This window comes from Sodalis sp. C49 (assembly GCF_046352915.1).
Classification (GTDB): domain Bacteria; phylum Pseudomonadota; class Gammaproteobacteria; order Enterobacterales; family Enterobacteriaceae; genus Acerihabitans.
The window spans coordinates 79,081-103,382 of the sequence record NZ_CP163303.1 but is presented as its reverse complement, the minus strand read 5'-3'; the positions used below and the strand labels follow the sequence as shown (position 1 = coordinate 103,382).

The 24,302-nt window shown below is 59.7% G+C and carries 20 protein-coding genes; 11 read left to right on the top strand and 9 right to left on the bottom strand.

Annotated elements, in window-relative coordinates; all coding sequences use genetic code 11:
• Positions 1-6 precede the first annotated feature (6 nt).
• Positions 7-402: a fumarate reductase subunit FrdC gene (frdC, locus tag ABUK12_RS00405; protein ID WP_410016777.1), complete on the top strand. Its 396-nt coding sequence runs from the start codon at positions 7-9 to the stop codon at positions 400-402.
• A 13-nt stretch (positions 403-415) separates the two neighbouring features.
• Positions 416-766, top strand: a complete 351-nt coding sequence (gene frdD, locus ABUK12_RS00400) for a fumarate reductase subunit FrdD (RefSeq protein WP_410014429.1) — start codon at positions 416-418, stop codon at positions 764-766.
• Between the two features lie 99 nt (positions 767-865).
• Here frdD and hybG read toward each other — a convergent pair whose 3' ends face one another.
• From hybG to hybO, 8 genes are read right to left on the bottom strand one after another with little or no spacing between them, the layout of a single operon-like run.
• Complete coding sequence (hybG, locus tag ABUK12_RS00395) at positions 866-1,153, bottom strand: hydrogenase maturation factor HybG (RefSeq protein ID WP_410014428.1); 288 nt, start codon at positions 1,151-1,153, stop codon at positions 866-868.
• A gap of 17 nt (positions 1,154-1,170) precedes the next feature.
• Positions 1,171-1,512, bottom strand: a complete 342-nt coding sequence (hypA, locus tag ABUK12_RS00390; protein ID WP_410014427.1) for a hydrogenase maturation nickel metallochaperone HypA — start codon at positions 1,510-1,512, stop codon at positions 1,171-1,173.
• Entirely contained in the window at positions 1,505-2,035 is a 531-nt protein-coding gene (gene hybE, locus ABUK12_RS00385) for a hydrogenase-2 assembly chaperone (protein ID WP_410014426.1), read from the bottom strand. Before hybE ends, hypA begins: the two co-directional genes overlap by 8 nt.
• On the bottom strand, positions 2,022-2,594 hold the full coding sequence (locus ABUK12_RS00380) for a HyaD/HybD family hydrogenase maturation endopeptidase (RefSeq protein ID WP_410014425.1): 573 nt from the start codon (positions 2,592-2,594) through the stop codon (positions 2,022-2,024). Before ABUK12_RS00380 ends, hybE begins: the two co-directional genes overlap by 14 nt.
• A complete protein-coding gene (gene hybC, locus ABUK12_RS00375) occupies positions 2,594-4,297 on the bottom strand; it encodes a hydrogenase 2 large subunit (protein WP_410014424.1) in 1,704 nt (567 codons plus the stop codon). Before hybC ends, ABUK12_RS00380 begins: the two co-directional genes overlap by 1 nt.
• Positions 4,275-5,474, bottom strand: a complete 1,200-nt coding sequence (hybB, locus tag ABUK12_RS00370) for a Ni/Fe-hydrogenase cytochrome b subunit (RefSeq protein WP_410014423.1) — start codon at positions 5,472-5,474, stop codon at positions 4,275-4,277. The genes hybC and hybB overlap by 23 nt, the downstream gene beginning before the upstream one ends.
• Entirely contained in the window at positions 5,461-6,567 is a 1,107-nt protein-coding gene (hybA, locus tag ABUK12_RS00365; RefSeq protein ID WP_410014422.1) for a hydrogenase 2 operon protein HybA, read from the bottom strand. Before hybA ends, hybB begins: the two co-directional genes overlap by 14 nt.
• 3 nt (positions 6,568-6,570) lie before the next feature.
• Positions 6,571-7,698, bottom strand: a complete 1,128-nt coding sequence (gene hybO, locus ABUK12_RS00360; RefSeq protein WP_410014421.1) for a hydrogenase 2 small subunit — start codon at positions 7,696-7,698, stop codon at positions 6,571-6,573.
• A 514-nt stretch (positions 7,699-8,212) separates the two neighbouring features.
• On the opposite strand from hybO, the gene ABUK12_RS00355 reads away from it, so the two are divergent.
• From ABUK12_RS00355 to ompF (ABUK12_RS00320), 8 genes are all read left to right on the top strand, one after another.
• Complete coding sequence (locus ABUK12_RS00355; protein ID WP_410014420.1) at positions 8,213-9,826, top strand: sensor histidine kinase; 1,614 nt, start codon at positions 8,213-8,215, stop codon at positions 9,824-9,826.
• A gap of 4 nt (positions 9,827-9,830) precedes the next feature.
• A complete protein-coding gene (gene dcuR / locus ABUK12_RS00350; RefSeq protein WP_410014419.1) occupies positions 9,831-10,553 on the top strand; it encodes a two-component system response regulator DcuR in 723 nt (240 codons plus the stop codon).
• A gap of 286 nt (positions 10,554-10,839) precedes the next feature.
• On the top strand, positions 10,840-12,180 hold the full coding sequence (locus tag ABUK12_RS00345; RefSeq protein WP_410014418.1) for an anaerobic C4-dicarboxylate transporter: 1,341 nt from the start codon (positions 10,840-10,842) through the stop codon (positions 12,178-12,180).
• Positions 12,181-12,260: 80 nt separating this feature from the next.
• Positions 12,261-13,658 (top strand): class II fumarate hydratase, encoded by a 1,398-nt coding sequence (gene fumC / locus ABUK12_RS00340; protein WP_410014417.1) that lies wholly within the window; start codon positions 12,261-12,263, stop codon positions 13,656-13,658.
• Positions 13,659-15,550: 1,892 nt separating this feature from the next.
• Positions 15,551-17,224: an anaerobic glycerol-3-phosphate dehydrogenase subunit A gene (gene glpA, locus ABUK12_RS00335; RefSeq protein WP_410014416.1), complete on the top strand. Its 1,674-nt coding sequence runs from the start codon at positions 15,551-15,553 to the stop codon at positions 17,222-17,224.
• A complete protein-coding gene (gene glpB, locus ABUK12_RS00330; protein WP_410016776.1) occupies positions 17,214-18,500 on the top strand; it encodes a glycerol-3-phosphate dehydrogenase subunit GlpB in 1,287 nt (428 codons plus the stop codon). Before glpA ends, glpB begins: the two co-directional genes overlap by 11 nt.
• Positions 18,484-19,683 carry an anaerobic glycerol-3-phosphate dehydrogenase subunit GlpC gene (gene glpC, locus ABUK12_RS00325; protein ID WP_410014415.1) on the top strand — a complete coding sequence of 400 codons (1,200 nt, stop codon included), beginning with the start codon at positions 18,484-18,486 and terminating at the stop codon, positions 19,681-19,683. The genes glpB and glpC overlap by 17 nt, the downstream gene beginning before the upstream one ends.
• A 702-nt stretch (positions 19,684-20,385) precedes the next feature.
• On the top strand, positions 20,386-21,477 hold the full coding sequence (ompF, locus tag ABUK12_RS00320; RefSeq protein WP_410014414.1) for a porin OmpF: 1,092 nt from the start codon (positions 20,386-20,388) through the stop codon (positions 21,475-21,477).
• Positions 21,478-21,503: 26 nt separating this feature from the next.
• Here ompF (ABUK12_RS00320) and robA read toward each other — a convergent pair whose 3' ends face one another.
• Entirely contained in the window at positions 21,504-22,415 is a 912-nt protein-coding gene (gene robA, locus ABUK12_RS00315; RefSeq protein WP_410014413.1) for an MDR efflux pump AcrAB transcriptional activator RobA, read from the bottom strand.
• A 711-nt stretch (positions 22,416-23,126) separates the two neighbouring features.
• Here robA and ompF (ABUK12_RS00310) point away from each other — a divergent pair.
• Positions 23,127-24,218 (top strand): porin OmpF, encoded by a 1,092-nt coding sequence (ompF, locus tag ABUK12_RS00310; RefSeq protein WP_410014412.1) that lies wholly within the window; start codon positions 23,127-23,129, stop codon positions 24,216-24,218.
• Positions 24,219-24,302: the final 84 nt, after the last annotated feature.

The following is a 24,302-nucleotide window of genomic DNA, read 5'->3' as shown; positions in this document are numbered from 1 at the left end:
AACATGATAACAACCAAACGCAAGCCCTACGTTCGCAGCATGCCGGCCAACTGGTGGCAGAAGCTGGGGTTCTACCGTTTTTATATGCTGCGCGAAGGCACCGCCGTACCGGCGGTCTGGTTCAGCCTGGAACTGATCTACGGACTGTATGCGCTGAAGGCCGGCGAGGCGAACTGGGACGGGTTTGTGCATTTCCTGCAAAACCCGGTGGTGCTGGCGCTTAACCTGCTGACGCTGCTGGCGGCGCTGCTGCATACCAAAACCTGGTTTGAGCTGGCGCCCAAGGCCACCGTGCTGGTCGTCAAGGATGAAAAGGTCGGTCCGGCGCCGTTTATCGCCACGCTTTGGGGCGTTACGCTGGTGGTGACGGTGGTGATACTGGCCGTGGCCCTTGTCGTTTAATCAGGAGAACGCTATGAATCAAAATCCGAAACGCGCCGATGAACCGGTTTTCTGGAGCCTGTTCGGCGCCGGCGGCATGTGGAGCGCCATCGTCGCGCCGGTGATAATCCTGCTGGTGGCCTTTTTGCTGCCGCTGGGCTGGTATCCGGGCGAGGCGCTCAGCTATCCGCGGGTGCTCGCGTTCAGCCATACCCTGATAGGCCGCCTGTTCTGGCTGCTGATGATTGTCCTGCCGCTGTGGTGCGGGCTGCATCGCATTTATCACTGCACGCATGACCTGAAAATTCATGTGCCGGCCGGCAAATGGGTGTTTTACGGACTGGCCGCCATCCTGACCGTGGTGACGCTGGTGGGCATTTTTTAACCAGGGCAAGTTAACCTACCCCCTATCCGCACGTTAATCAGCAACGCCCCGCCACCCGTATCCCGGGTGGCGGGGCGTTGCCGTTATCGGGCGTTGTTTTTAGCCCACTACCCGCCGCTTCCCATCCTGTCTCATTTCGTCGAGCTCCAGGCCGACCATTTGCATGGACTGCAATGCCGCCAGCGTCTCGCGCGCCTCCTGCTCATCGAGCAGGCTCATGGCGAATCCCACATGAACCAATACCCACTGGCCGACCAGCGCGGCGGGTTCGCCTTCGCATACCAGGGCGATATTTACCGCGCGCTGCACGCCGCAGACCTCGATACAGGCCGGCTGGTGAATATCGGCCCCCACGGCCACGATCTTACCGGGAATGCCTATGCACATACTCTCTCCAAGGGATATTACTCCAGCTCCAGCTGCCTGACGCGCAGGCTGTCGCCGCCGTTAACCTGCAACGCGTGACCGCCGCAGCGCGGGCAGCCCGCGCCATGGTGCGTTATCTCGACGGCGGCGCCGCATGACCAGCACCAGGCCGGCGCCGGCCGCACGTCAAGGTGCAGCGCGCTGCCTTCGGCCAGCGTGCCGCGGCACGCCGTGCCGAACGAAAAACGCAGGGCGCTTTCCTCGATGCACGACAGCGCGCCCAGTTCCAGCCAGACCCCGGTCACCCGCCGCGCCCCGTGCGAGCGGGCCTGCTGGTCAATCAGCGCCAGCGCCTCGTAGCACAGGGAAAACTCATGCATCCGGGGCGCCGCCCCGGCCGCGGGTGAGCCAGGCGCGGCGATCGGCGTCCGGCGGGCTGTCGCCGTCACGCACCGGCAACGACAACGCCATTTTCACGCAGTGTTCCGCCAGGGCGACCGCCCCGGCGCCGGTCAGCCCGGCATCCAGCGGCGACATCAGGGAACAGGAGAGATACGGCCCCCGTCCCGCCAGCTCGCCGCTGATAAAGGTGACATTGCCGCACGGCAACGCCAGCGCCCGCCGCGCGCCGTTTTCCATCGGCGGCCATTCCTGGCCCGGCCCCGGCAATACCCACAGGCTCAGCATCCAGGGGGTCAGCAGGCATCCCAGCCACTGCTGTTCAAACAGGGTGAAACCGCAGGCGCGCACCGGCACCGCCGGACGGAAAAACGGCAAATCGCGCATGCGCTCATCGGCGATGCGCCGGAACAGCGGCTCCAGCCACGACGCGGGCGCGTCGCCGACGGCAGCCGCGGCCTCATTAGCCCTTGTCCGGGCGGGAGGATCTTCATACCGCGGCATGGGTATCTCCCTTATCAAAAGGGTCATTGTCGTCGGGCCGGGAAAAGGGGCCGGCGTCAGCGCCGGGGGGGGCGTCGCTGGCATCCCGCGCCGACACGGTCACGCCGCTTTGCTCCAGCGCGGCAATCACCTGCCCCAGCGCCGGTTCCACCGCCCGCGCCACGCAATCGGTCAGGCCGATGCGCATGGTCAGCGCTTGCGGCTCCACGCCCACCAGGGTCAGGCGGCGCGGAAACGCGTCCAGCAGGCGCAGCGCCATCAGCGCATCGGCCAGTCCCAGCTGATGCGGCGACAGCTTTTGCGTCAGGAACGCGGGCACCTCATCGTCGCGCAGCACCACCACCGCGCCGGGGGCATGGCCGGCGAGCACCGCGTCGGCCACGATCAGATGATCGCGGCCGGACAGGGTTTCCAGCAGCTCCATGCCCGAGGTGCCGCCGTCCAGGATGTCGATGGCGGGCGTGAACCGGTAACGGCGCGCCAACGCTTCAACGATGCGCACCCCCACCGCTTCATCGCTCAGCAGCAGGTTGCCGACACCCAGCACCAGAATACGCATCACAGCACCTTTACCCGGTTCACTTCCCGGCCGGTCGCGTCCACCAGGTGCACAGCGCATGACATGCAGGGGTCGAAGGAATGGATGGTGCGCACCACTTCCAGCGGCCGGGCGGCGTCGGCCACCGGCGTGCCCACCAGCGACTGCTCGTAAGGCCCCGGCACGTCCTGCCCGTTGCGCGGGCCGGCGTTCCAGGTGGAGGGGACCACCGCCTGGTAATTGGCAATCTTGCCATCCCTGATAACCACCCAGTGCGACAGCATGCCGCGCGGCATTTCGCCGAAGCCTACGCCGCGCAGTTCCTTATCCAGCGGAATGTCCGGCTTGATAAAGGTCTGGTGATCGCCCCGGCCGATATTGTCCACCAGCAGTTGCCACATCACGCTCAGCGAGTCTTTCAGCACGCAGCAGTGCACGGTGCGGCCGATGACCCGCCCCAGGGTGGAATGCAGATCGGCCTCGCGCAACGTGTTGCCGGTAAGATGGCGATAGGCGGCGCCAAGCTGCGAAAAGTGGGTTTGCGCGCCCTCGTGGCCCGCCGCCAGCCCGCACAGCAGCCAGGCCAGCGGACCGACCTCCACCGTCTGGCCGTAGAATATCGGTGATTTTACCCAGGAATATTTACCGTCCTCCTGCCAGCCGGTGTACTGCGGCCGGGTACGGCCCTCCCAGGGGGCCAGCGGCTCGTCGTCCTGGTACCAGGCATGTTTGGCGCTTTCCTGGATGCCGTCCATCAGGAACGGGTCGGTATGGCTGGCAATGGGGCGGAAACGGGCGGCGTCGCCGTCCTCCAGATAACCGCCCGTCAGCCAAAAGGTCTCGCCCTTGCCATCCAGCGGCAGCTCCGGCACGCTCAGGTAATGCCGCGCCCCGCGCCCCAGCGTCAGCCACTGTGGATAGTGGGCGGCGATCACCACGCAGTCGACTTTATACACCTGCTCGATAAAGTCGCCCAGCCGGTCGATAAAGGTTTTGACATACATCAGCCGTTCCAGGTTCAGCACGCTGGGCATATCCGGGTTGATGGCGTTGGCGACGCCGCCGACGGCCAGGTTCTGGATATGCGGCGTTTTGCCGCCCAGCATGGCGACGATGCGGTTGGCGTCGCGCTGGCATTCCAGCGCCTGCAGGTAATGAGCCACCGCAATCAGGTTGACTTCCGGCGGCAGCGCCATGGCCGGATGCCCCCAATAACCGTTGGCGAAAATGCCCAGCTGACCGCTGGCCACCAGATCCTTGATCTTTTGCTGTACCCTGGCGAACTCCGCCGCGCTGTTCAGCGACCAGGTGGACAGGCCTTTGAGTAGCGTTTCGGCTTTCACCGGATCCGCCTTGAGCGCCGAGGTAATATCCACCCAGTCCAGGGCCGACAACTGGTAAAAATGCACGATATGATCGTGGATGCTGTGGGCCGCCAGGATCAGGTTGCGGATATACTGGGCGTTCACCGGCACGCTCATGCCCAGGGCGTGTTCCACCGCGCGAACCGAGGCGATGGCGTGCACCGTGGTGCACACCCCGCAGATACGCTGGACAATCATCCAGGCGTCGCGCGGATCGCGGCCCTGGAGAATTTCTTCCATGCCGCGCCACATGGTGCCCGACGACCAGGCCTTGACCACTTTTCCCTGTTCAATTTCGCAATCAATACGCAGGTGGCCCTCGATACGGGTAACAGGATCAATGGTGATGCGTTGGCTCATGCTCTACCTCAATCGGACGATCGTGATGGCGGTCCGCCGTCCCGGACAGGACCGGCAACAGGCGAATCAACATTATGTAAGCACAGACTTCGATAGCGACGAAGCCCACTGAAATCAGGATTTCACCCACGGCGGGGAAATAGCGGTAACCGCCGCCGGGATTGAAGGCGATCAGGGAATAATCCAGGCGCCACAGCGCCGCGCCCGACAGCATGCACAGCCCGCCGATAAACAGCGCGCGGGCGTCCCGGCGGCAGCGTCGCAGGCAGAGCATCAGCAACGGCGCCAGCATCAGGCCGATTTCCGCCCAGAACAGCGCGGCATAGCGATCGCCCGCCCATAAATAGCCGGTCTTGCCGCGCCAGATCACTTCCGCAAAGCGCAGCAGGATGAAGATCGTCAGGAAAACGGCGATAATGCGCGTCAGGCGCGTGAACAGCGGCGTTTCGTCCGCTCCGCGGCCCGCAAGCCCCGCCCGCACCAGCGAACCTTCAAACACCACCATCGAAAACCCCATGATAAAGGCGGTCAGCAGCGAAAACAGCGGCAGCATTTCGTCGCTTTGCCACAGGGGATGCACCTTGATGCCGGCGGCAATCATCAGCGACCCCATGGAGGATTGATGCATGGTGGGCAGCAGAACGCCCAGCGACAGGATCAGGAACATCCCTTTATCGAGCCATTTGCGCGGGGCGTGCCATCCCCACTTTTCACACAGTACCGGCGCGAACTCGAGCGCCATGATGCCGATGTAGATGGTCATGCATACCGCGGTTTCAAACAATACCGACGAGGTATTGAAATAGCCGGGAAGATAAAAGTACGGCAGGTTCCAGTAGCGGCCGACGTCGATGGTGATGGACAACCCGCCCAGCGAATAGCCGAACAGGCTGGCCAGCAGCGCCGGACGCATCAGCGGGTGGAATTCGCCGCGGTTGAAGACGTAGACCGCCCAGGCCAGCGCCCACCCGCCGCAGGCCAGGCCGGTGCCCACCAGCAGGTCGAAGGCAATCCACAGGCCCCAGGGATAACCGCCGTTCAGGTTGGCCACCGAGCCGATGCCGAACAGCAGTCGCCTGAGGATAAGCCCCGCGCACAGTATCACCAGCGGCGCCAGGTACATAATGGGCCTGGCGAACAGACGTCCGCCCAGCGGGCTGGCCTTATGCATCGTCATGATTATTCTCTCCTGGTGGCGCTACGCGCGTCGTTTTGGCGCCTGACGCCTCCCGCCCGCCCGGCGCATCGTCGCCGGCCGCGCCGGATAGATCAGGCCCGGCGGCCTTATCGTCGCCGTCGTGTCCGTCGCGGGTATTGCGCCGCACCAGCAGCGCCAGCCCGGCAAATACCGCCAGCGGCAATACCATGCCTTTATACAGCGAATGCTGGATATGCTCCGAGCGCGCGCCGGTGGACAACTCCGCCAGCACCGGCAGGTCGAGATTTTGGTACGGCACCCCGGCCAGCACCAGCACCTGGGTGCCGCCTCCTTCTTTCTCGCCGTAGATATGCGGTTCATACCGCGGCAGGGCGCGCGCATAGCGATCCCCATCCCCAAGGGTCTGGCGGGGATACAGATATTCAACGCCCGGGGTCAGCGCCAGACGCTGGCGGGCTTCGGCCAGCAGCGCTTCCCTGGTGCCGAAAATCACCGCGCCGGTGGGACAGACCTCGACGCATCCGGGCAAGCCGCCGTTATCCAGCCGGGCGACGCCGGGCTGGTTGCACAGCTCGCATTTATGGATTTGGCCCAGCGGATTGTCATAATCGTATTTCGGCACGTTAAACGGACAGGCCACCATGCAATAACGGCAGCCGGTGCAAATATCGGCGTTGTAGTGCACCACGCCGGTCGTGGGGTGTTTTTTCAGCGCGGACACCGGACAGACCGATACGCAGTTCGGATCTACGCAGTGCATGCATTGCTTTTTGATATAGGCGTAGCCGTCCTGGGCCTGATCCTTATTTTTGCCGGTGCCGGAGGTCCACACCTGGATAATATTGTTGGTATACGGGCTGAGCTTGTCATTATCCGACCAGGTGGCCGCGCCGCCGGCATAGGTTTTCCCCGCGGCTGGCCTGGGAGAATGATTGACCTGCTGGCATTTTGTCACGCAGGCCTGGCAGCCCACGCAGAGCGTGGAATCGTACAGCATGCCCAGCGCGCCCGGAATGGGCGGTTTATTCTGCGCCTGCGCCAGCGCGGCGGCGGGTACGCCCGCCAGCAAGGCCCCGGCGCAGGTCAGTTTAAAAAAATGACGTCGGTTCACGGCTCACTCCTCCCGGGACGAAGCGTCGGTCCGATCCCGGCGCTGTTTATTCTGCGCCCGGCCCAGTTCACGCACCGTCATCAGGCCGACGCCCGCCACCACCCCCAGCACGCCGCCGATAAGGCCGGTGGCGGTGGCGGAGCGCGGCGCCCCTTCCGGCTGATGGACGGCGGGTTTTTCCGCCCTGGGGGTGGGGTTTTCCACATTTGCCAATTGGAAAATCCCCTTGGTAAAGCCGATGCCCTGCTCATTGCAGCCATAACAGGGATGGCCGATGCCCACCGGCCAGATACCGCCGCCCACATCGCAAAACTCCAGGGTCGGGCAGTTGCCGTAGGTCTCCGGTCCTTTACAGCCCAGATGGTACAGACACCACCCCTGGCGATGCCCCTCGTCGCCGAATTCCCGGGCAAAACGCCCCGCGTCGAAATGCGGCCGCCGCTCACAGTTTTCATGAATCAGACGGCCATAGGCAAAGGTGGGCCGCCCGGCGGCGTCAAGCGCCGGCGCGCGCCCCCAGGTAATGATATGGGCCACCGTCGCCAGGAAATTATGTGGATTGGGCGGGCAGCCCGGGATATTGATAATGGTTTTGCCCGGCAGGGCCTGCTGCAGGCTGACCGCCCCGGTGGGATTGCTGCCCGAGGCCGGCACGCCGCCCCAGGCGGAACAGGACCCGATGGCGATAATGGCGGCGGCGCCCTCGGCGCATTCACGGATATGCTCGACAATAGGTTTGCCGGCCACCATGCAGTACACGCCGCCGTCCTTGAGCGGGATGGAGCCGTCCACCACCAGCACATATTTGCCGCGGTACCGCTCCACCGCGCGCTGCTTATTGTCCTCGGCCTGGGCGCCGAAGGCGGCGGAGAGCACCTCATGGTATTCCAGGGAAATATCGTTAAGCAGCAGGTGTTCCAGCGTCGGATGCGTCGCGCGCAGCAGGGACTCGGTGCAGCCGGTGCATTCCTGGGCGCCGATCCAGATAACCGGCGGCCGCGTCGGCTGCGCCAGGGAGCGGGCCATTTCGCCGGCCGCGCGGCTGCTCAGGCCCATGGTGGCGGCCAGGGCGGCGCACAGTTTTAAAAAGGTACGGCGATCAACCCCCGGGGGAGTAATGCGGGTATTCATAGTGGTTTTGGGCCTCTTACATGGCAACGCTGCTCAAGCACGGCTGCGTCATTGAGACCCTGAAATTATTATGAGAGGGTTAAATTGATCTCTATCAATTTAGGGCCAAATGACAATTTATATTTTTATTATTTGTGACCAAGAACATTTTTAACCAATATTATTTCAAAATGTTTACTCTAAAATTTTACTTTATTTGTTTTTTGTTAGGCTGGACCTCTATGCATTATATTTCCACGACGCACGCCATTAAATAACTATTCTGTTATTTTATTAAGTAAAATAATCCTCTACCGGAGATTATTTTCAGCCACGGCATAATCAGGCGCTGGTTTTATGCGCGCCCGCCACTATTTTTGCCGGGAGTGTGAAGCAGACCCGCGTCAGAAGCAAGCAGAGTCTTTACCATCTTATTCATGGCGCGGCGTAATGATAGCGGCAGCAAAATACCCCTCCTTCAGCCTTATTTTGTCGTATCATCCCGGGCAAGACGATTGGCGAACACGGAGAACACATGGCCAGAGACACCCGCAAAGCGCCGCTGACATTGAGCACCTCCGTCATTCTCATGGTATCGGGTGTCATCGTTTCCGTGCTGGTGGTGGTCCATATGCTGTTTTTCAGCCAGATAAGCGAACTGGCCGAGAACAACGTGCGGGATAAAGCCTTCGCCATCGCCCGCACCCTGGCGCAGGATCCCGAGGTGGTGCAGGGCCTGGGCGGCCAGGGCAATCCGGGCGCCATTCAGCAGGTGGCCGAAGCCGCGCGGATACGCAACGACCTGTTTTTTGTCGTGGTCACCGATATGAACCGGATACGTTATTCGCATCCGAATGCCGAACTGCTGGGTAAACTCTATGTCGGCGACGATATACTGCCGGCGCTCCAGGCGCGGGAACACCAGGCGATTAACCAGGGCACGCTGGGGCGGGCGCTGCGTATCTATACCCCGGTCTATAACGCCGCGCAGCGGCAAATCGGCGTGGTGGCGATTGGCATTTCACTGGATACGGTACAGACCATCGTCAACGGCAACCGCTGGAACCTGCTGTGGACCGCGCTTATCGGCGCCGCCGTGGGCGGTATCGGCACCTGGCTGCTGGTCAAGGCGCTCAAGCGTATCATGCTGGGATTCGAACCCCATGAAATCGCGCAACTGTTCGAGGAGCGCAACGCCATGCTGCAATCGGTCAAGGAAGGGGTGATTGCCGTCAACGCCGACGGCCAGATTACGCTTATCAACGACGAGGCCAAACGGCTGTTCAAACAGCACGGCCCCTGGGAAAACCTGCTGCTGGACGCGGCAAGCAAGAATTGGCCGGCGCAGCTCTATTTACGCAACGTGCTGCAAACCGGCAAGCCCCAGCGCGACCGGGAAAGCCATATCAACGGCAGCGTGCTGCTGACCAATACCGTGCCGGTGATCGTGGGCGAGGACATCGTCGGCGCTATTGCCACGTTTCGCGATAAAACCGAGGTGGCGCGCCTGCTCGAGCGTCTGGACGGCATGTCGGCCTATGCCGATACCCTGCGGGTGCAATCCCACGAATTTATGAACAAGCTGCATGTGATTCTCGGCATGCTGCATTTAAAAAGCTACCAGGCGCTGGAATCCTATATCCTGAAAACGGCCAATAATTATCAAAATGAAATCGGCACCCTGATTCGTATCGTCAAATCGCCGGTGATCGCCGGTTTCCTGCTCGGTAAGATTAACCGCGCCCGCGACCTTGATATCGGCCTGGTGATTACCGAGGACAGCTGGCTGCCCGATACCGATGATAACGACACCACCGCCTGCCTTATCACCGTATTGGGCAATGTGATTGAAAATGCCATGGATGCCCTGTCCGAGAGCGAAAAAGGCACGATCACCGTCAGTTTCCTCTATCGGGATGATATGCTGCTGCAGTGCACGGTGAGCGACGACGGCCCCGGTATCGACCCGGCCGTGGGGAACACGGTCTACCAGCGCGGTTTTTCCACCAAAGGCACCGGCCGCGGCATCGGCCTTTATCTTGCCCGGGAAGGCGTGGAACGGCTGGGCGGATGGATGGAATTTACGTCTGAACCGGGGGTGAGCACCCGCTTCGACATCACTTTGCCATATCGGATAAAAACGGGGTAACCCTATGATAAATACTCTGATTGTCGACGATGACGCCATGGTGGCCGAATTGAACAAATGCTACCTGAGCCAGGTCAGCGGGTTTCAATACCACGCCACCGCCTCCACCCTGCAGCAGGCGCGGTCGCTGCTGATGGCGGCCGGGGATAAAATTGATTTGGTGCTGCTGGATATTTATATGCAGCAGGATAACGGCTTGGATCTGCTGCCCATCATCCGTGAAATCAGCGAGCAAACCGATGTCTTGATTATTTCCTCGGCCACCGATGTCGGCACGGTGAAAAAAGCGTTCAAATACGGCGTGGTGGATTATCTTATCAAGCCCTTTCAGTTCGCCCGTTTTGAACAGGCGCTGGTCAGCTACCGCGAGGAGGTCAATTTACTCGACCTGCGCGAAAACTGCGCGCAGTCCGATATCGACCATTTAATTCACCATAAAACCGCCGACGCCGATCACGGCCATAAAAAATTGCCCAAAGGCCTGACCGTTATTACCCTGCGCACCATCGGCGAGTGGATTGAGCAAAGCAAGGATCGGGAATTCTCCACCGAGATGCTGGCCAACGCCATCAATATCTCCAAGGTCTCCTGCCGCAAATACCTGATATATTTGGCGGAGGCGGATATTCTAACCACCACCATTTTTTACGGCTCCATGGGGCGCCCGGTCTATTTTTATCGCTTATTGCCGGAAAAACTGGAGGCGCTGCGCCAGTGTTTCCAGTAAATGCCGCCCGCCGCATCATACCGGTGCGGCGGCGGCGGGTTTCGCCAGCAATAGTGTTTAATTCCCGCCCTTAAATCAAATTAATTATTTCACATCATAAGCATTAACATCTAAACAACAATATGATTTGCCTAAATAAGATTGGCTATAACATAAAAATATTAAATCATATTATTAACTAAAAAAAGCGTCGGTATGTGATTCAGCACAATCATTGTGGTTTTAAACGGAGTTATTTGTTAAGCAGTGAATTTAAATAAAGTTATTAAACAAAGGAAAAGTACAAATGGCATTTTTTATTCAACTGGCCGTTATTCTGGCCTGTCTGTTATACGGCGCCAGAAAGGGCGGTATCGCCCTCGGCCTCCTGGGCGGTATCGGGCTGGTTATCCTGGTCTTCGTCTTCCATCTCGAACCCGGTAAACCCCCGGTCGACGTCATGCTGGTGATTATCGCCGTGGTCGCCGCCTCCGCCACCCTGCAAGCCTCCGGCGGCCTGGACGTCATGCTGCAAATCGCCGAGCGACTCCTGCGGCGCAACCCCAAATACGTCTCCATCGTCGCCCCCTTCGTCACCTGCTGCCTGACCATCCTCTGCGGCACCGGCCATGTGGTCTACACCATTTTGCCCATCATCTACGACGTGGCGATTAAAAATAATATCCGCCCCGAACGTCCCATGGCCGCCAGCTCCGTCGGCGCCCAGATGGGCATTATCGCCAGCCCCGTGTCGGTCGCGGTGGTCTCCCTGGTGGCCATGCTCGGCAATGTGTCTTTTAACGGCCGCCACCTCGACTTCCTCGACCTGCTGGCCATCACCGTTCCCTCCACCCTGTGCGGCATCCTGGCCATCGGCATTTTCAGCTGGTTTCGCGGCAAGGACCTGGATAAGGACGAGGTGTTCCAGAAATTTATCGCCGACCCCGAAAACCGCCACTATGTCTACGGCGATACCGCCACCCTGCTCAACCAGAAGCTGCCGCGCAGCAACTGGGTGGCGATGTGGATTTTCCTCGCCACCATCGCCGTCGTCGCGCTGCTGGGCGCGATGCCGCAGCTGCTGCCGGTGTTCGGCGGCAAACGGCTGTCGATGGTATTGGTTATCCAGATGTGCATGCTGTTTTCCGGCGCCCTGATTATCATCGCCACCAAGACCAACCCGGCGGCCATCTCGAAAAACGAAGTCTTCCGCTCCGGCATGATTGCCATCGTGGCGGTCTACGGCATCGCCTGGATGGCGGAAACCATCTTCGGCGCGCACCTGGCCGAAATCGAAGCCAGCCTCGGCGCCATTATCAAGGTCCATCCCTGGGCCTACGCGCTGGCGCTGCTGGTGGTCTCGAAGTTCGTCAACTCCCAGGCCGCGGCGCTGGCGGCGATTGTGCCCCTGGCCCTGGCCATCGGCGTCGACCCGGCCTATATCGTCGCCTCGGCGCCCGCCTGCTACGGCTATTATATCCTGCCGACCTATCCCAGCGACCTGGCGGCTATCCAGTTTGACCGTTCCGGCACCACCCATATCGGCAAGTATGTCATCAACCACAGCTTTATCCTGGTGGGCCTGCTTGGCGTGGGCGTCTCCAGCCTTGTCGGCTGGATCCTGGCCGCCGCCTACGGCTTTTTATAAACACGACTCGCATCGCGCGGCGCGGCGGATGGAACACCCGCCGCGCGATTTATTTTTGTTTATCGCATAAGGATCACATTATGGAAAATATCCGCACTGAAAAAGACTCCATGGGCGCCGTCGAAGTGCCCGCCGACCGGCTATGGGGGGCGCAGACCCAGCGCTCGCTGGAGCATTTCCGCATTTCGCAGGAAAAGATGCCGGCGGAGCTTATCGCTGCGCTGGCCATGACCAAACGCGCCGCCGCCCAGGTGAACCTGGACCTGGGCCTGCTGGCCCGCGACAAGGCGCAGGCCATTATCACCGCCGCCGACGAAGTGCTGGCGGGAAAGCATCCGCAGGAGTTTCCGCTGTCCATCTGGCAAACCGGCTCGGGGACCCAGACCAATATGAATATGAACGAGGTGCTGGCCAACCGCGCCAGCGAACTGCTGGGCGGGGAGCGCGGCGATACGCGCCTGGTGCATCCCAATGACGATGTCAATAAAAGCCAGAGCTCGAACGACGTGTTCCCCACCGCGCAGCATGTGGCGGCGGTGATTGCCCTGCGCACTCAATTATTGCCGCAGCTGGCTACGCTGCGGGCGTGCCTGGAACAAAAGGCCGAAGCATTCAGCGACGTGGTGAAAATCGGGCGCACCCATTTGCAGGACGCCACCCCGCTGACCCTGGGACAGGAAATTTCCGGATGGGCGGCAATGCTCGGCCACAGCGCGCGGCATATCGAGGCGACGGCACCGCATCTGAGCGAACTGGCGCTGGGCGGCACGGCGGTGGGCACCGGCCTTAACACCCATCCGGAATATGCCGTACGGGTGGCGAAGGCCCTGGCGGAGCTGACCGGGCAGCCGTTTGTCACCGCACCGAATAAGTTCGAGGCGCTCGGCTCTTGCGACGCCCTGGTACAAGGACACGGGGCGCTCAAAGGACTGGCCGCGTCGCTGTTCAAAATCGCCAACGACGTGCGCTGGCTCGCCTCCGGGCCGCGCTGCGGCATCGGCGAAATCGCCATCCCGGAAAACGAGCCCGGCAGCTCGATTATGCCCGGCAAGGTCAATCCCACCCAATGCGAGGCCATGACCATGCTGTGCGCCCAGGTTATGGCCAATGATGTGGCGGTGAACTTTGGCGGCGCGTCGGGCAATTTTGAACTGAACGTCTTCCGGCCGCTTATCTCGCATAATATGCTGCAATCCATCCGCCTGCTGGCCGACGGCATCAGCAGCTTTACCCGGCACTGCGCCGGCGGCATCGAACCCAATCGGGCACGCATCAGCCAACTGCTGAATGAATCGCTGATGCTGGTCACCGCGCTCAATACCCATATCGGGTATGACAAAGCGGCCGAGATTGCAAAAAAAGCCCATAAAGAGGGGCTGACGCTAAAAGCGTCGGCGCTGAAACTGGGCTATGTCTCAGAGACGGAGTTCGACCAATGGGTACGGCCCGAGGCGATGATCGGCAGCTCCGTTAAATAGGCCCGCGCAACGCGTTCCCCGTAAAGCGTTTAAACTGATGTTTCCGCCGCCCGGCGTCCGGGTGGCGGATCTTCCCCTGATAATGATTAAACCCGCGGAGGGTTGCGCTTGCGGCTGATGCTGCGGGGCATGGGTTTCGCTTGCCGTGCGTTAGGGTGCGCTAGGGCATATGTCGCCTCGGCGAAGGTTTCGCTTGCCGTGCGTTCGGCGCTTATATGGAATGCCGGGCGCCGGCAAGCGACAAGGAGGCCGTACCGCGACGGCCTCCTTGACCTCCGCGCGCCCGGCAGATCGCGCGTCGCTGCGCGATACCTTCCGACGCCCGTTCCCCCTTATGCACCGGCCCGTTATGCGCTCCCGGCGCAACGGGCCTTTCGCCGCTCCCGGCGGCTCATGCCGAGGGCACAGGCGCCGTCAGCGCGCTTTATGCCGGTCCACATGTCGCTGTTCGCACGGCATATTGTGTAGCAATAGCGGCGCTGTTGTTTTGGATAGAATCTGGCGTCGGGATACGGTTAACCTGCTTGCGGGGAGATTTATGTTGCTGCGGCGCGGGTGTCGTTTGTGGCTTGCGGGGAGATTTATGTTGCCGTGGCGTGGGTTTCGCTTGCCGTGCGTTAAGGTGCCATGCGTTAGGGTGCGCCAGGGCATATGCCGCCTCGGCGAAGGTTTCGCTTGCCGTGCGTTCGGCGGCTATATGGAATGCCGGGCGCCGGCAAGCGACAAAGAGGCCGTACCGCGACGGCCTCCTTGACCTCCGCGCGCCCGGCAGATCGCGCGTCGCTGCGCGATGCCTTCCGACGCCAGTTCCCCCGTTATGCACCGGCCCGTTATGCGCTCCCGGCGCAACGGGCCTTTCGCCGCTCCCGGCGGCTCATGCCGGGGGCTCAGGCGCCGTCAGCGCGCTTTATGCCGGTCCACATGTCGCTGTTCGCACGGCATATTGTGTAGCAATAGCGGCGCTGTTGTTTTGGATAAGGTCTGGCGTCGGAATGCGATTGACCGTTATGGAATACACCGGGTATGGAATGTATCTGACACAACGAAAAGTTGGACATATAGTCATACAGTCATGCAGTCATGCAGTCATGCAGTCATGCAGTAAGGCCATCATCATTCATCATTCAACTTTAAGCTTAAGTTATAACAGTAAGCATTACGCTTTCAACCATCAGCCATCAGCCATCAGGCTGTAAACGTTAGCGCAAAATGAATACTGATACCTTTCCCGGTAAGTGCATGCCGCAAGAAACCCAAAAACGCTATTTTACTCACAGGCGATGGTGTTGACCTGGTGCCGGCATAGAGTGCGCCGGCGGCGCACATCGCGGCTGGATGAGCCGCCGGGAGCGGCGAAAGCTAAGGGCCGCGCCGGGAGCGCGTCCCGTGCGGTCCACAAAGCCGGGATGGGTGATGCCGGGCACCGCGCAGCGGCGCACGATCTGCCGGACGCGCGGAGGTCAAGGAGGCCGTCGCGGTACGGCCTCTTTGTCGCTTGCCGGCGCCCGGCACTACATATGAACACCTCACGTACGGCAAGCGAAACCTTCGCCGAGGCGACATATGCCCTAGCGCACCCTAACGCACGGCACGCGAAACCCACGCCACGGCAGCATAAACCGCCCCATAAGCCACAAACGAACCCCACGCCGCAGCCACATAACCGCCCCACAAGCCACAAACGAAACCCCCGCCGCATTGCCCCGCGTCCCTGCTTCCGGCCCGCGCTAAACATCCGCCGACATTGCCGCGAGCCAATAAAGTAAGTAATCGCGCTTTTTATTTTCGTTTATTGTTCGTTATTGTTCTTTATCACACAAATCCTGTCCATTTTATGCGTTAATCCTACTATAACCATCCGCTCATTAGGGGATTAAGCTATGGGAGAGAGTATGAGCAACCGTTATTCCCATGAGGAGACGGACGTCATTATCATCGGCGGCGGCGCCACCGGGGCGGGGATCGCACGCGACTGCGCCCTGCGCGGGCTGCGGTGCCTGTTGCTCGAGCGCGACGATATCGCCGCCGGCGCCACCGGCCACAACCACGGCCTGCTGCACAGCGGCGCGCGTTACGCCGTCACAGACAGCGAATCCGCCCGCGAATGCATCGAAGAAAACCGCATCCTCAAACGTATCGCCCATCACTGCGTCGAGGCCACCGACGGCCTGTTTATCACCCTGCCGCAGGATTCGCTGGCGTATCAGCAACGATTTATCGCCGCCTGCCTGGATGCCGGCATCGAGGCGCAGGCCATCGATCCGCAGCTGGCCCTCAGGCAGGAACCGGCGGTCAATCCGGCGCTTATCGGCGCGGTGCGGGTGCCGGACGGCACCGTCGATCCGTTTCGCCTGACCACCGCCAATATGATCGACGCGCGCGAGCATGGCGCGCGTTTTTTAACCTACCACAGCGTCACGGGGCTTATCCGCCAGGGCGATCGGGTGCGCGGCGTGCGCGCGTTCGACCATGCCTGCGGCCAGACACATGATATTTACGCGCCGGTGGTCGTCAACGCCGCGGGGATCTGGGGACAGCATATCGCCGAATACGCCGACCTGCGCATCCGCATGTTCCCGGCCAAGGGCGCGCTGCTGATTCTCGGACACCGCATCAACAACCTGGTCATTAACCGCTGCCGCGCCCCGGCCGATGCCGATATCCTGGTGCCGGGCGATACCATTTCCCTCATCGGCACCACCTCCACCCGCGTCGATTACGGCGATATCGACCGGCTGACGGTCACCCCCGACGAGGTTGACCTGTTGCTGCGCGAAGGCGCGCTGCTGGCGCCGCGCCTGGCGCACACGCGCGTGCTGCGCGCCTATGCCGGCGTGCGGCCGCTGGTGGCCAGCGACGACGATCCTTCCGGGCGCAACGTCAGCCGCGGCATTGTCCTGCTGGACCATGCCAAACGCGACGGCTTGGAGGGCTTTATCACCATTACCGGCGGCAAGCTGATGACCTATCGCCTGATGGCCGAATGGGCGACGGATACGGTCTGCGCCAAGCTGGGCATCACCGTGCCCTGCACCACGGCGCAGCACGCCCTGCCCGGATCCAGGAAACCGGCGCAAGAGGCCGGGCGCGCCGCCGGCCCGCTGTCCGCCAGCATCTCCGGCTCCGCCGTTTATCGCCACGGCGATCGCGCCAACCAGGTACTGTGGGGCGACCGCCAGGCCAACAGCCTGGTCTGCGAATGCGAGGCGGTCACGGCGGGAGAAGTCCGCTACGCGGTGGAGGCCCTGAACGTCAATAACCTCACCGACCTGCGCCGCCGCACGCGCGTCGGCATGGGCACCTGCCAGGGCGAGCTGTGCGCCTGCCGCGCCGCCGGGCTGTTAACCCGTCTTAACGTCGCCACCCCGCGCCAGTCCATCGGCCAGCTGTCGGCGTTCCTGAATGAGCGCTGGAAAGGCATCAGGCCGGTGGCCTGGGGAGACGCGCTGCGCGAAAGCGAATTTACCAGTTGGGTCTATCGTGGCCTGTGCGGTTTGGACGGCGATGCCCGTCACGCCGCCCGGGACGATAGCCAAAAGAACACGGAGGCCGATGATGGAATTTGATGCCGTGGTAATTGGCGGCGGCCTGGCCGGGCTTAGCTGCGCCGTCAGTCTGGCGGAACAAGGCCACCGTACGGCGGTAGTCAGCGCCGGGCAAAGCGCGCTGTATTTCTCTTCCGGCTCGCTGGATCTGCTGTCGCGCCTGCCGGACGGCACGCCGGTGGCGTCCCCCCCCGACGCGCTGGCGGCGCTGGCGGAACAGGCGCCGCAGCATCCCTATAGCCTGCTGGGCGCGCGCGAGGTCATGGCCCGGGCCGCGGACGCGCAGGCGTTGCTGGCCCGTTGCGACATTGCGCTGACGGGCCGGGCGCAGCATAACCATCAGCGCATTACGCCGCTGGGCACCCGCAAGGCGAGCTGGCTCAGTCCCGAAGAGGTGCCGGTAACGCCCTGGGACGGCATCCTGCCCTGGCAAAGAGTGGCGGTGATAGACATCGAGGGTTTTCTGGATTTCGAGGCCAGCATCGCCGCCGCCTCCCTCGCGGCGGAGCAAGGCATACATGCCGTTGTGGCCTGCCTGCGCCTGCCCGCGCTCGACCGGCTGCGCGCCAATCCCAGTGAATTTCGCGCGGTTAATATCGCCAGGGTACTGGATTTGCCTGAGAATATCCCGGCCCTGGCCGCCGAGCTTGAACGCCTGGCGGGGGACGCGCAATGCCTTATTCTGCCGGCCTGTATCGGACTGGACTCGCCGCAGCCGCTTGAACGGCTGCGCGGACTCGTCAATCGGCCAATCTACCTGCTGCCGACCCTGCCGCCCTCGCTGTTGGGCATCCGGTTGTTCCAGGCGCTGCGCCGGCGCCTTAACCGGCTGGGCGGCGTCTTTATGCCGGGCGACAAGGTATTGAAGGCGCGGTTCGCGGGCCGGCGCATCATCAGCGTTTCCACCCGCAACCACGCCGATATCCCGGTGCGCGCGCGCCAGGTGGTGCTGGCCAGCGGCAGTTTTTTCAGCAATGGACTGGCGTCCACCCATGAGCGGGTCTATGAACCGGTGTTTGGTCTGGACATGTTTGGCGACGGGGAGCGGGATACCTGGAGCCGAGCCGATTTTTTCGCCCCCCAGCCCTATCTGCAGTTCGGGGTTAAAACCGATGACCGCCTGCGGGCGCTGCTTGGCGGTGAACCGCTGGAAAACCTGTATGCCGTCGGCGCGGTGCTAGGCGGCTATGACCCGTTAAGCCAGGGCTGCGGCGCGGGGGTTTCTTTGGTAAGCGCGCTGCACGCCGCGGGAAGGATCGCCGTTACGCTTGAGGAAAATCATGAGCCTGCCCTTTGATAACAGCTTTGAGAGCTGCCTGAAATGTACCGTTTGCACCACCTATTGCCCGGTATCACGGGTCAATCCGCTGTATCCCGGGCCGAAGCAGGCGGGGCCGGACGGCGAACGGCTGCGCCTGAAGGACCCGGCGCTGTACGACGACGCGCTGAAATATTGCTCCAACTGCAAGCGCTGCGAGGTGGCCTGTCCGTCCGAGGTACGCATCGGCGATATTATCCAGCGGGCCAAGGCCCGCTACAGCGCGCGCAAACCCAGCCTGCGCGACGCCATCCTCAGCCATACCGACATCATGGGATCCCTTTCCACCCCCCTGGCGCCGGTGGTGAATATGGCCACCGGACTGAAACCGGTGCGGCGGCTGCTGGATAAAACGTTAAAAATCGACCATCGCCGCCAGTTGCCGACATACTCATTCGGCACCTTCCGCCGCTGGTACCGCCAGGAGGCCGATATCCAGCGGCAGTATGCCGAACGGGTGGCTTTTTTCCACGGCTGTTTCGTCAATTACAACCACCCGCAGCTGGGCAAGGATTTGATCAGGGTGCTGAACGCCATGGATATCGGGGTGCAGCTGTTAAAACGCGAGAAATGCTGCGGCGTGCCGCTTATCGCCAACGGCTTTATCGCCCAGGCGCAAAAACAGGCGCGGGTCAACGCCGCCTCGCTTGAACACGCGGTGCTGGAGCACGGCATGGCGGTGGTGGGCACCTCGTCCAGCTGCATCCATGCCCTGCGCGAGGAGTATCCCCATCTGCTGGACGTGGATACGTCGGCGGTGCGCGAGCGTGTCGAGCTGGCCACCCGCTATATCTACCGCCGGCTCGAGGCGGGCAAAACGCTTGACCTGAAGCCGCTGCGGCTGCGGGTGGCCTATCACACCCCCTGCCATATGGAAAAAATGGGCTGGGCGCTGTATACCCTGGAACTGCTCAGGCGCATCCCCGGCCTCGACCTGGTGGTGCTGGACTCGCAGTGCTGCGGCATCGCCGGCACCTACGGTTTCAAATCGGAGAATTATGCCACCGCGCAGGATATCGGCGCCCCGTTGTTCCAGCAGATCGAACGCAGCGGCGTCGACCTGGTGGTGACCGACTGCGAAACCTGCAAGTGGCAAATCGAGATGTCCACCGGCAAGCCCTGCGAGCATCCGATAACGCTGCTGGCCCGCGCTCTGGCCTGACCTCCCCGGCCGCGCCGGGGATCGGGGGGTTACCGATGGCCGCCCCAACCGATCGCCGCATGCCGGGCGGTTGCGGGCGGCGCCTTCCCGCCTCTGGGCCAGGCGCATATATTCCCGCACCCGGTTGCTGACAATGTCACCGCCGGCCGATTACCGCCGGCTTTGCATCCCATGATTTGATAACACAAGAATATATTCATTAAAAAAAATTGTTATTTAAAATTCATTGCTTGTTTCGGCTTAAGATACCCATGAATAAATGCGTTAAAATTATCCCCCCCGGACCAGGCAGCCTATATCGGCATGCCCGCCGTAAAGTTTTAATACCATTAATAGCGCAATTACAATTGATTACCCTATGGATACCAGTAACTACCTATTCAGTGAAAAAATCTGATTATTGCCGTAATATCCAATACCTTGCTGAATGCCGCTTAAGTTTTTTTTATTAATTTCCTTTAAAGCAGTGAATTATAATATTTATGACGAGATCACAAAACCTAATATTTAACGTTCCGTTTATTAAAAAAAAGGCGTTATTATTTTATCTCCCAATGGTGCTTCCTGTGTCTGCTTGATGCGCTTCCGCCCTGGCCGCGGGATGAAAAAGGCCAGGGCAACACACCCTTATCTCCGGTATGCAGGCAGTGGCGCGGGCTCACGTCCGTATTAAATAAAAATATTTTATAAGGTATCCCTCCGATGAAATATACCCTACTAGCAGTGATGATCCCGGCCCTGCTCGCGTCGGGGGCCGCAAGCGCGGCCGAAGTATTTAACAAAGACGGCAATAAACTGGATATGTACGGTAAAGTCGACGGCCTGCATTATTTCGCCGGTGATGACGGCTATGCATCCGATGGCGATCAGTCCTATGTGCGTTTCGGTTTTAAAGGCGAAACCCAAATCAATGATCAGGTCACCGGCTTTGGCCAATGGGAATATAATATACAAGCTAACAAAACCGAGGGCGGCAATGATGCCACCGACGGCACCAAAACCCGTTTGGGTTTTGCCGGCTTGAAATTTGCCGATTACGGTTCATTTGACTATGGCCGTAATTACGGCGTGGTGTACGATGCCCTGGGCTGGACGGATATGTTGCCGGAGTTCGGCGGTGAAACCGCTTATTCCGATAACTTTATGGTCGGCCGTACCACGGGTGTTGCCACCTACCGTAATACCAATTTCTTCGGCCTGGTCGACGGCCTGGGTTTTGCCCTGCAGTACCAGGGTAAAAACGATCGGTCGGATATCGCCCGCGCGAACGGCGACGGCTACGGCGGTTCAATTTCGTATATGTCGCCCATCGGTGTCGGCATTGTCGGCGCCTACTCCTCCTCGGATCGCACCAATAGCCAGAATCTAGCTCCCTACGGCCAGGGCAAGCGCGCGGAACAGTGGGCGACGTCGCTGAAATATGACGCCAATAATATCTATCTTGCCGCCACCTATGGCGAAACGCGCAGGGCCACCTATATCAACGGCACAACCCCGGCCGGCGTCGGGGTGACGGGTTTTGCCAACCAGACTCAGGATATCCTGCTGGTGGCGCAATATCAGTTCGACTTCGGTCTGCGTCCGTCCATCGGCTATACCAAGTCCAAAGCGAAGGACGTCGAAGGCATCGGCAACGTTGACTTGATTAAATACTATGAAGTCGGCGCCACCTATTACTTCAACAAAAACATGTCGACCTATGTCGATTATATCATCAACCGTATTTACGAGGACAACCAGCTAAGCCGTAACCGCGGCAACGTCGTGGCGCTGGGCTTGGTATATCAGTTCTAGCCGGCCCGTAAGACACGCACATCCGGTTACGCCGCCGGTCCCTGTACTGGCATGACGTCGGCGGCGGCAGTCTGCAGAATGGGGATCAGGTAATCACAGTGGATTTCGCCGCTGCCGTCATCGTTACTGGATGACGGCCAGCGGTGGAAACGTTCGATATCATAGCCGTCGCGCCGCACCATGCGCATCAGCGGCAGGCAGACACTGTAGAGATCCATAATAAATCCCTGCAGCCCCCCCGCCGGCCCCAGGTAGGTAAACAAGGCATAATCGCCGGCGTTCAATGAAAGTTCCTGCAGATTATCGCTTTTGACCGGCAAAAACGCCGGTTCGGCGGCGGTGGTATAAAACACTTCGTTTTCACCGTTCTTGTCAACGGCGGGACGAGAGTAACACAGGCCGTAAACCACCGGCGGGCTGCTTTGCGCCTCTTCCAGGAAAGTGCGCCAGAACTGCGCGCGCAGCTCGGCACGGTGACGGCTTAACTGCTCCAGCGTGCAGGTGTAGCTGCGGGTAATGCCTTCCAGCCTCAGCGCCGGCAGCATAACGATTTCAGCCGGGGCATAGGCGCAGGAGGCGCGGCCTATCGGCGGCTGGATGCCGAAAAAATCCCAGCGCAACGAACGCCGGTAAAAGGCCGGCGTTTGCTGGAACTGCTTTTTAAACGCGCGGGTAAAGGTTTGCTGTGATTCAAAATGATATTGCAGCGCAATGTCCGCCAGCGACCGGCTGGTGAGACGCAGCGCCATGGCGGCATGGGACAGGCGCCGGGCGCGGATATACGCGCCGAGCACCTGGCCCGTCGTCTCTTTGAATTTTCGCTGCAAATGCCATTTGGAATAACCCGACCTGGCGGCTACGTCGTCCAGCGATAGGGGTTTGTCCAACTGCTCTTCCAGCCAGGCCAGCAAATCGCCAATAATCCCGGATCGGTTCATAAAAAACCTTATGCCTCAAAATCTTTATATCGCGGTAGAATCCCCGATAAAAGAGAAATAACTAAAGCGATTATTCCCTGTTTAATCCCAAGATTCTATCTATTATTTTATTCATTAATCATGCTGTTATGACAGTTAATGCTTTTTTTGACGCGACATGCAGCGACTTTACATAAAATGACAATTCTCGCCTGAGATATAAGCAGTGTTAAATCTTCCGCGTGAACTATAAATGCTATTTTTGACCTTAAATGGCAATTGCCATACTATTAGGAATCTTTTTAACATATTGTGCCAAAATTATCCTCTGGTGCCTTTTTTAACGTTTGATGCTATTATCCACATAATAACAAATAGTTACTTTTAATAATATATTGAAAAACCATCCTGTATAAAAATGTCATTTTTAGCCGTAAGTGTTATTTTTGACATTTAGTGTCATATAACTTTTATATATTAATTGCAAACCAACGTCTTTGATTACAATAGTTAAACACCGATCACAAAATTTCATATTTTGCGTTTCGCTTTTTAAATAAATAGCGTTAATATTTCTTCTCCCATTGGTGCTTCCTGTGTCTACTCGATGCGCTTCCGCCTTGGCCACGGGATGAAAAAGGCCAAGGCAACAAATCCTTATCTCCAGTGTTCAGGCAGTGGCGCGGGCACAGGCCCGTATTAAATAAAAATACTTTATAAGGTATCATTTCGATGAAATATAGCATCCTTGCAGTGATGATCCCGGCTTTGTTAGCGTCGGGAGTAGCCAGCGCGGCTGAGGTGTATAATAAAGACGGCAATAAACTGGATTTGTACGGCAAAGTGGACGGTCTGCATTACTTTGCCGATGACGATGGCTACGCGTCCGACGGCGATCAGTCTTATGTGCGTTTCGGCTTCAAAGGCGAGACACAAATCAACGATCAGTTGACCGGCTATGGCCAATGGGAATATAACATCCAGGCTAACAAAACCGAAGGCGGCGACGATGCCACCGACGGCACCAAAACCCGTTTGGGTTTTGCCGGCTTGAAATTTGCCGATTACGGTTCATTTGACTACGGCCGTAATTACGGCGTGGTGTACGATGCCCTGGGCTGGACGGATATGCTGCCGGAGTTCGGTGGTGAAACCGCCTACACCGATAACTTTATGGTCGGCCGTACCACGGGTGTTGCCACCTACCGTAATACCAATTTCTTCGGCCTGGTCGACGGCCTGGGTTTTGCCCTGCAGTACCAGGGTAAAAACGATCGGTCGGATATCGCCCGCTCGAACGGCGACGGCTACGGCGGTTCAATTTCGTATATTTCGCCCATCGGTGTCGGCGTTGTCGGCGCTTACTCTTCCTCGGATCGCACCGATAGCCAGAACCTGGCCACCGTTGGTCAGGGCGACCGTGCCGAACAGTGGGCGACGTCGCTTAAATATGACGCCAACAACCTTTATCTGGCCGCCACTTATGGCGAAACCCGTAACGCCACCTATATCGACGGCACGACCCCGGCCGGCGTCGACGTGGTGGGCTTTGCCAACAAAACCCAGGATTTCCTGCTGGTGGCGCAATATCAGTTCGACTTCGGTCTGCGTCCGTCCATCGGCTATACCCAGTCCAAGGCTAAGGACGTTGAAGGCATCGGCGACGTTGACTTGATTAAATACTACGAAGTCGGCGCCACCTATTACTTCAACAAGAACATGTCGACCTATGTTGATTACATTATCAACCGCATCGACGACGATAACTCCCTTGGCGTCAACAGCGGCGACGTTGTGGCCCTGGGCCTGGTTTATCAGTTCTGATTCAGGTATCGCATTATCGACGGCCCGCATCGCTGCGGGCCGTTTTTTTTCCGCCCGCCCAATAATTATTCTCTCCTGGCGGAG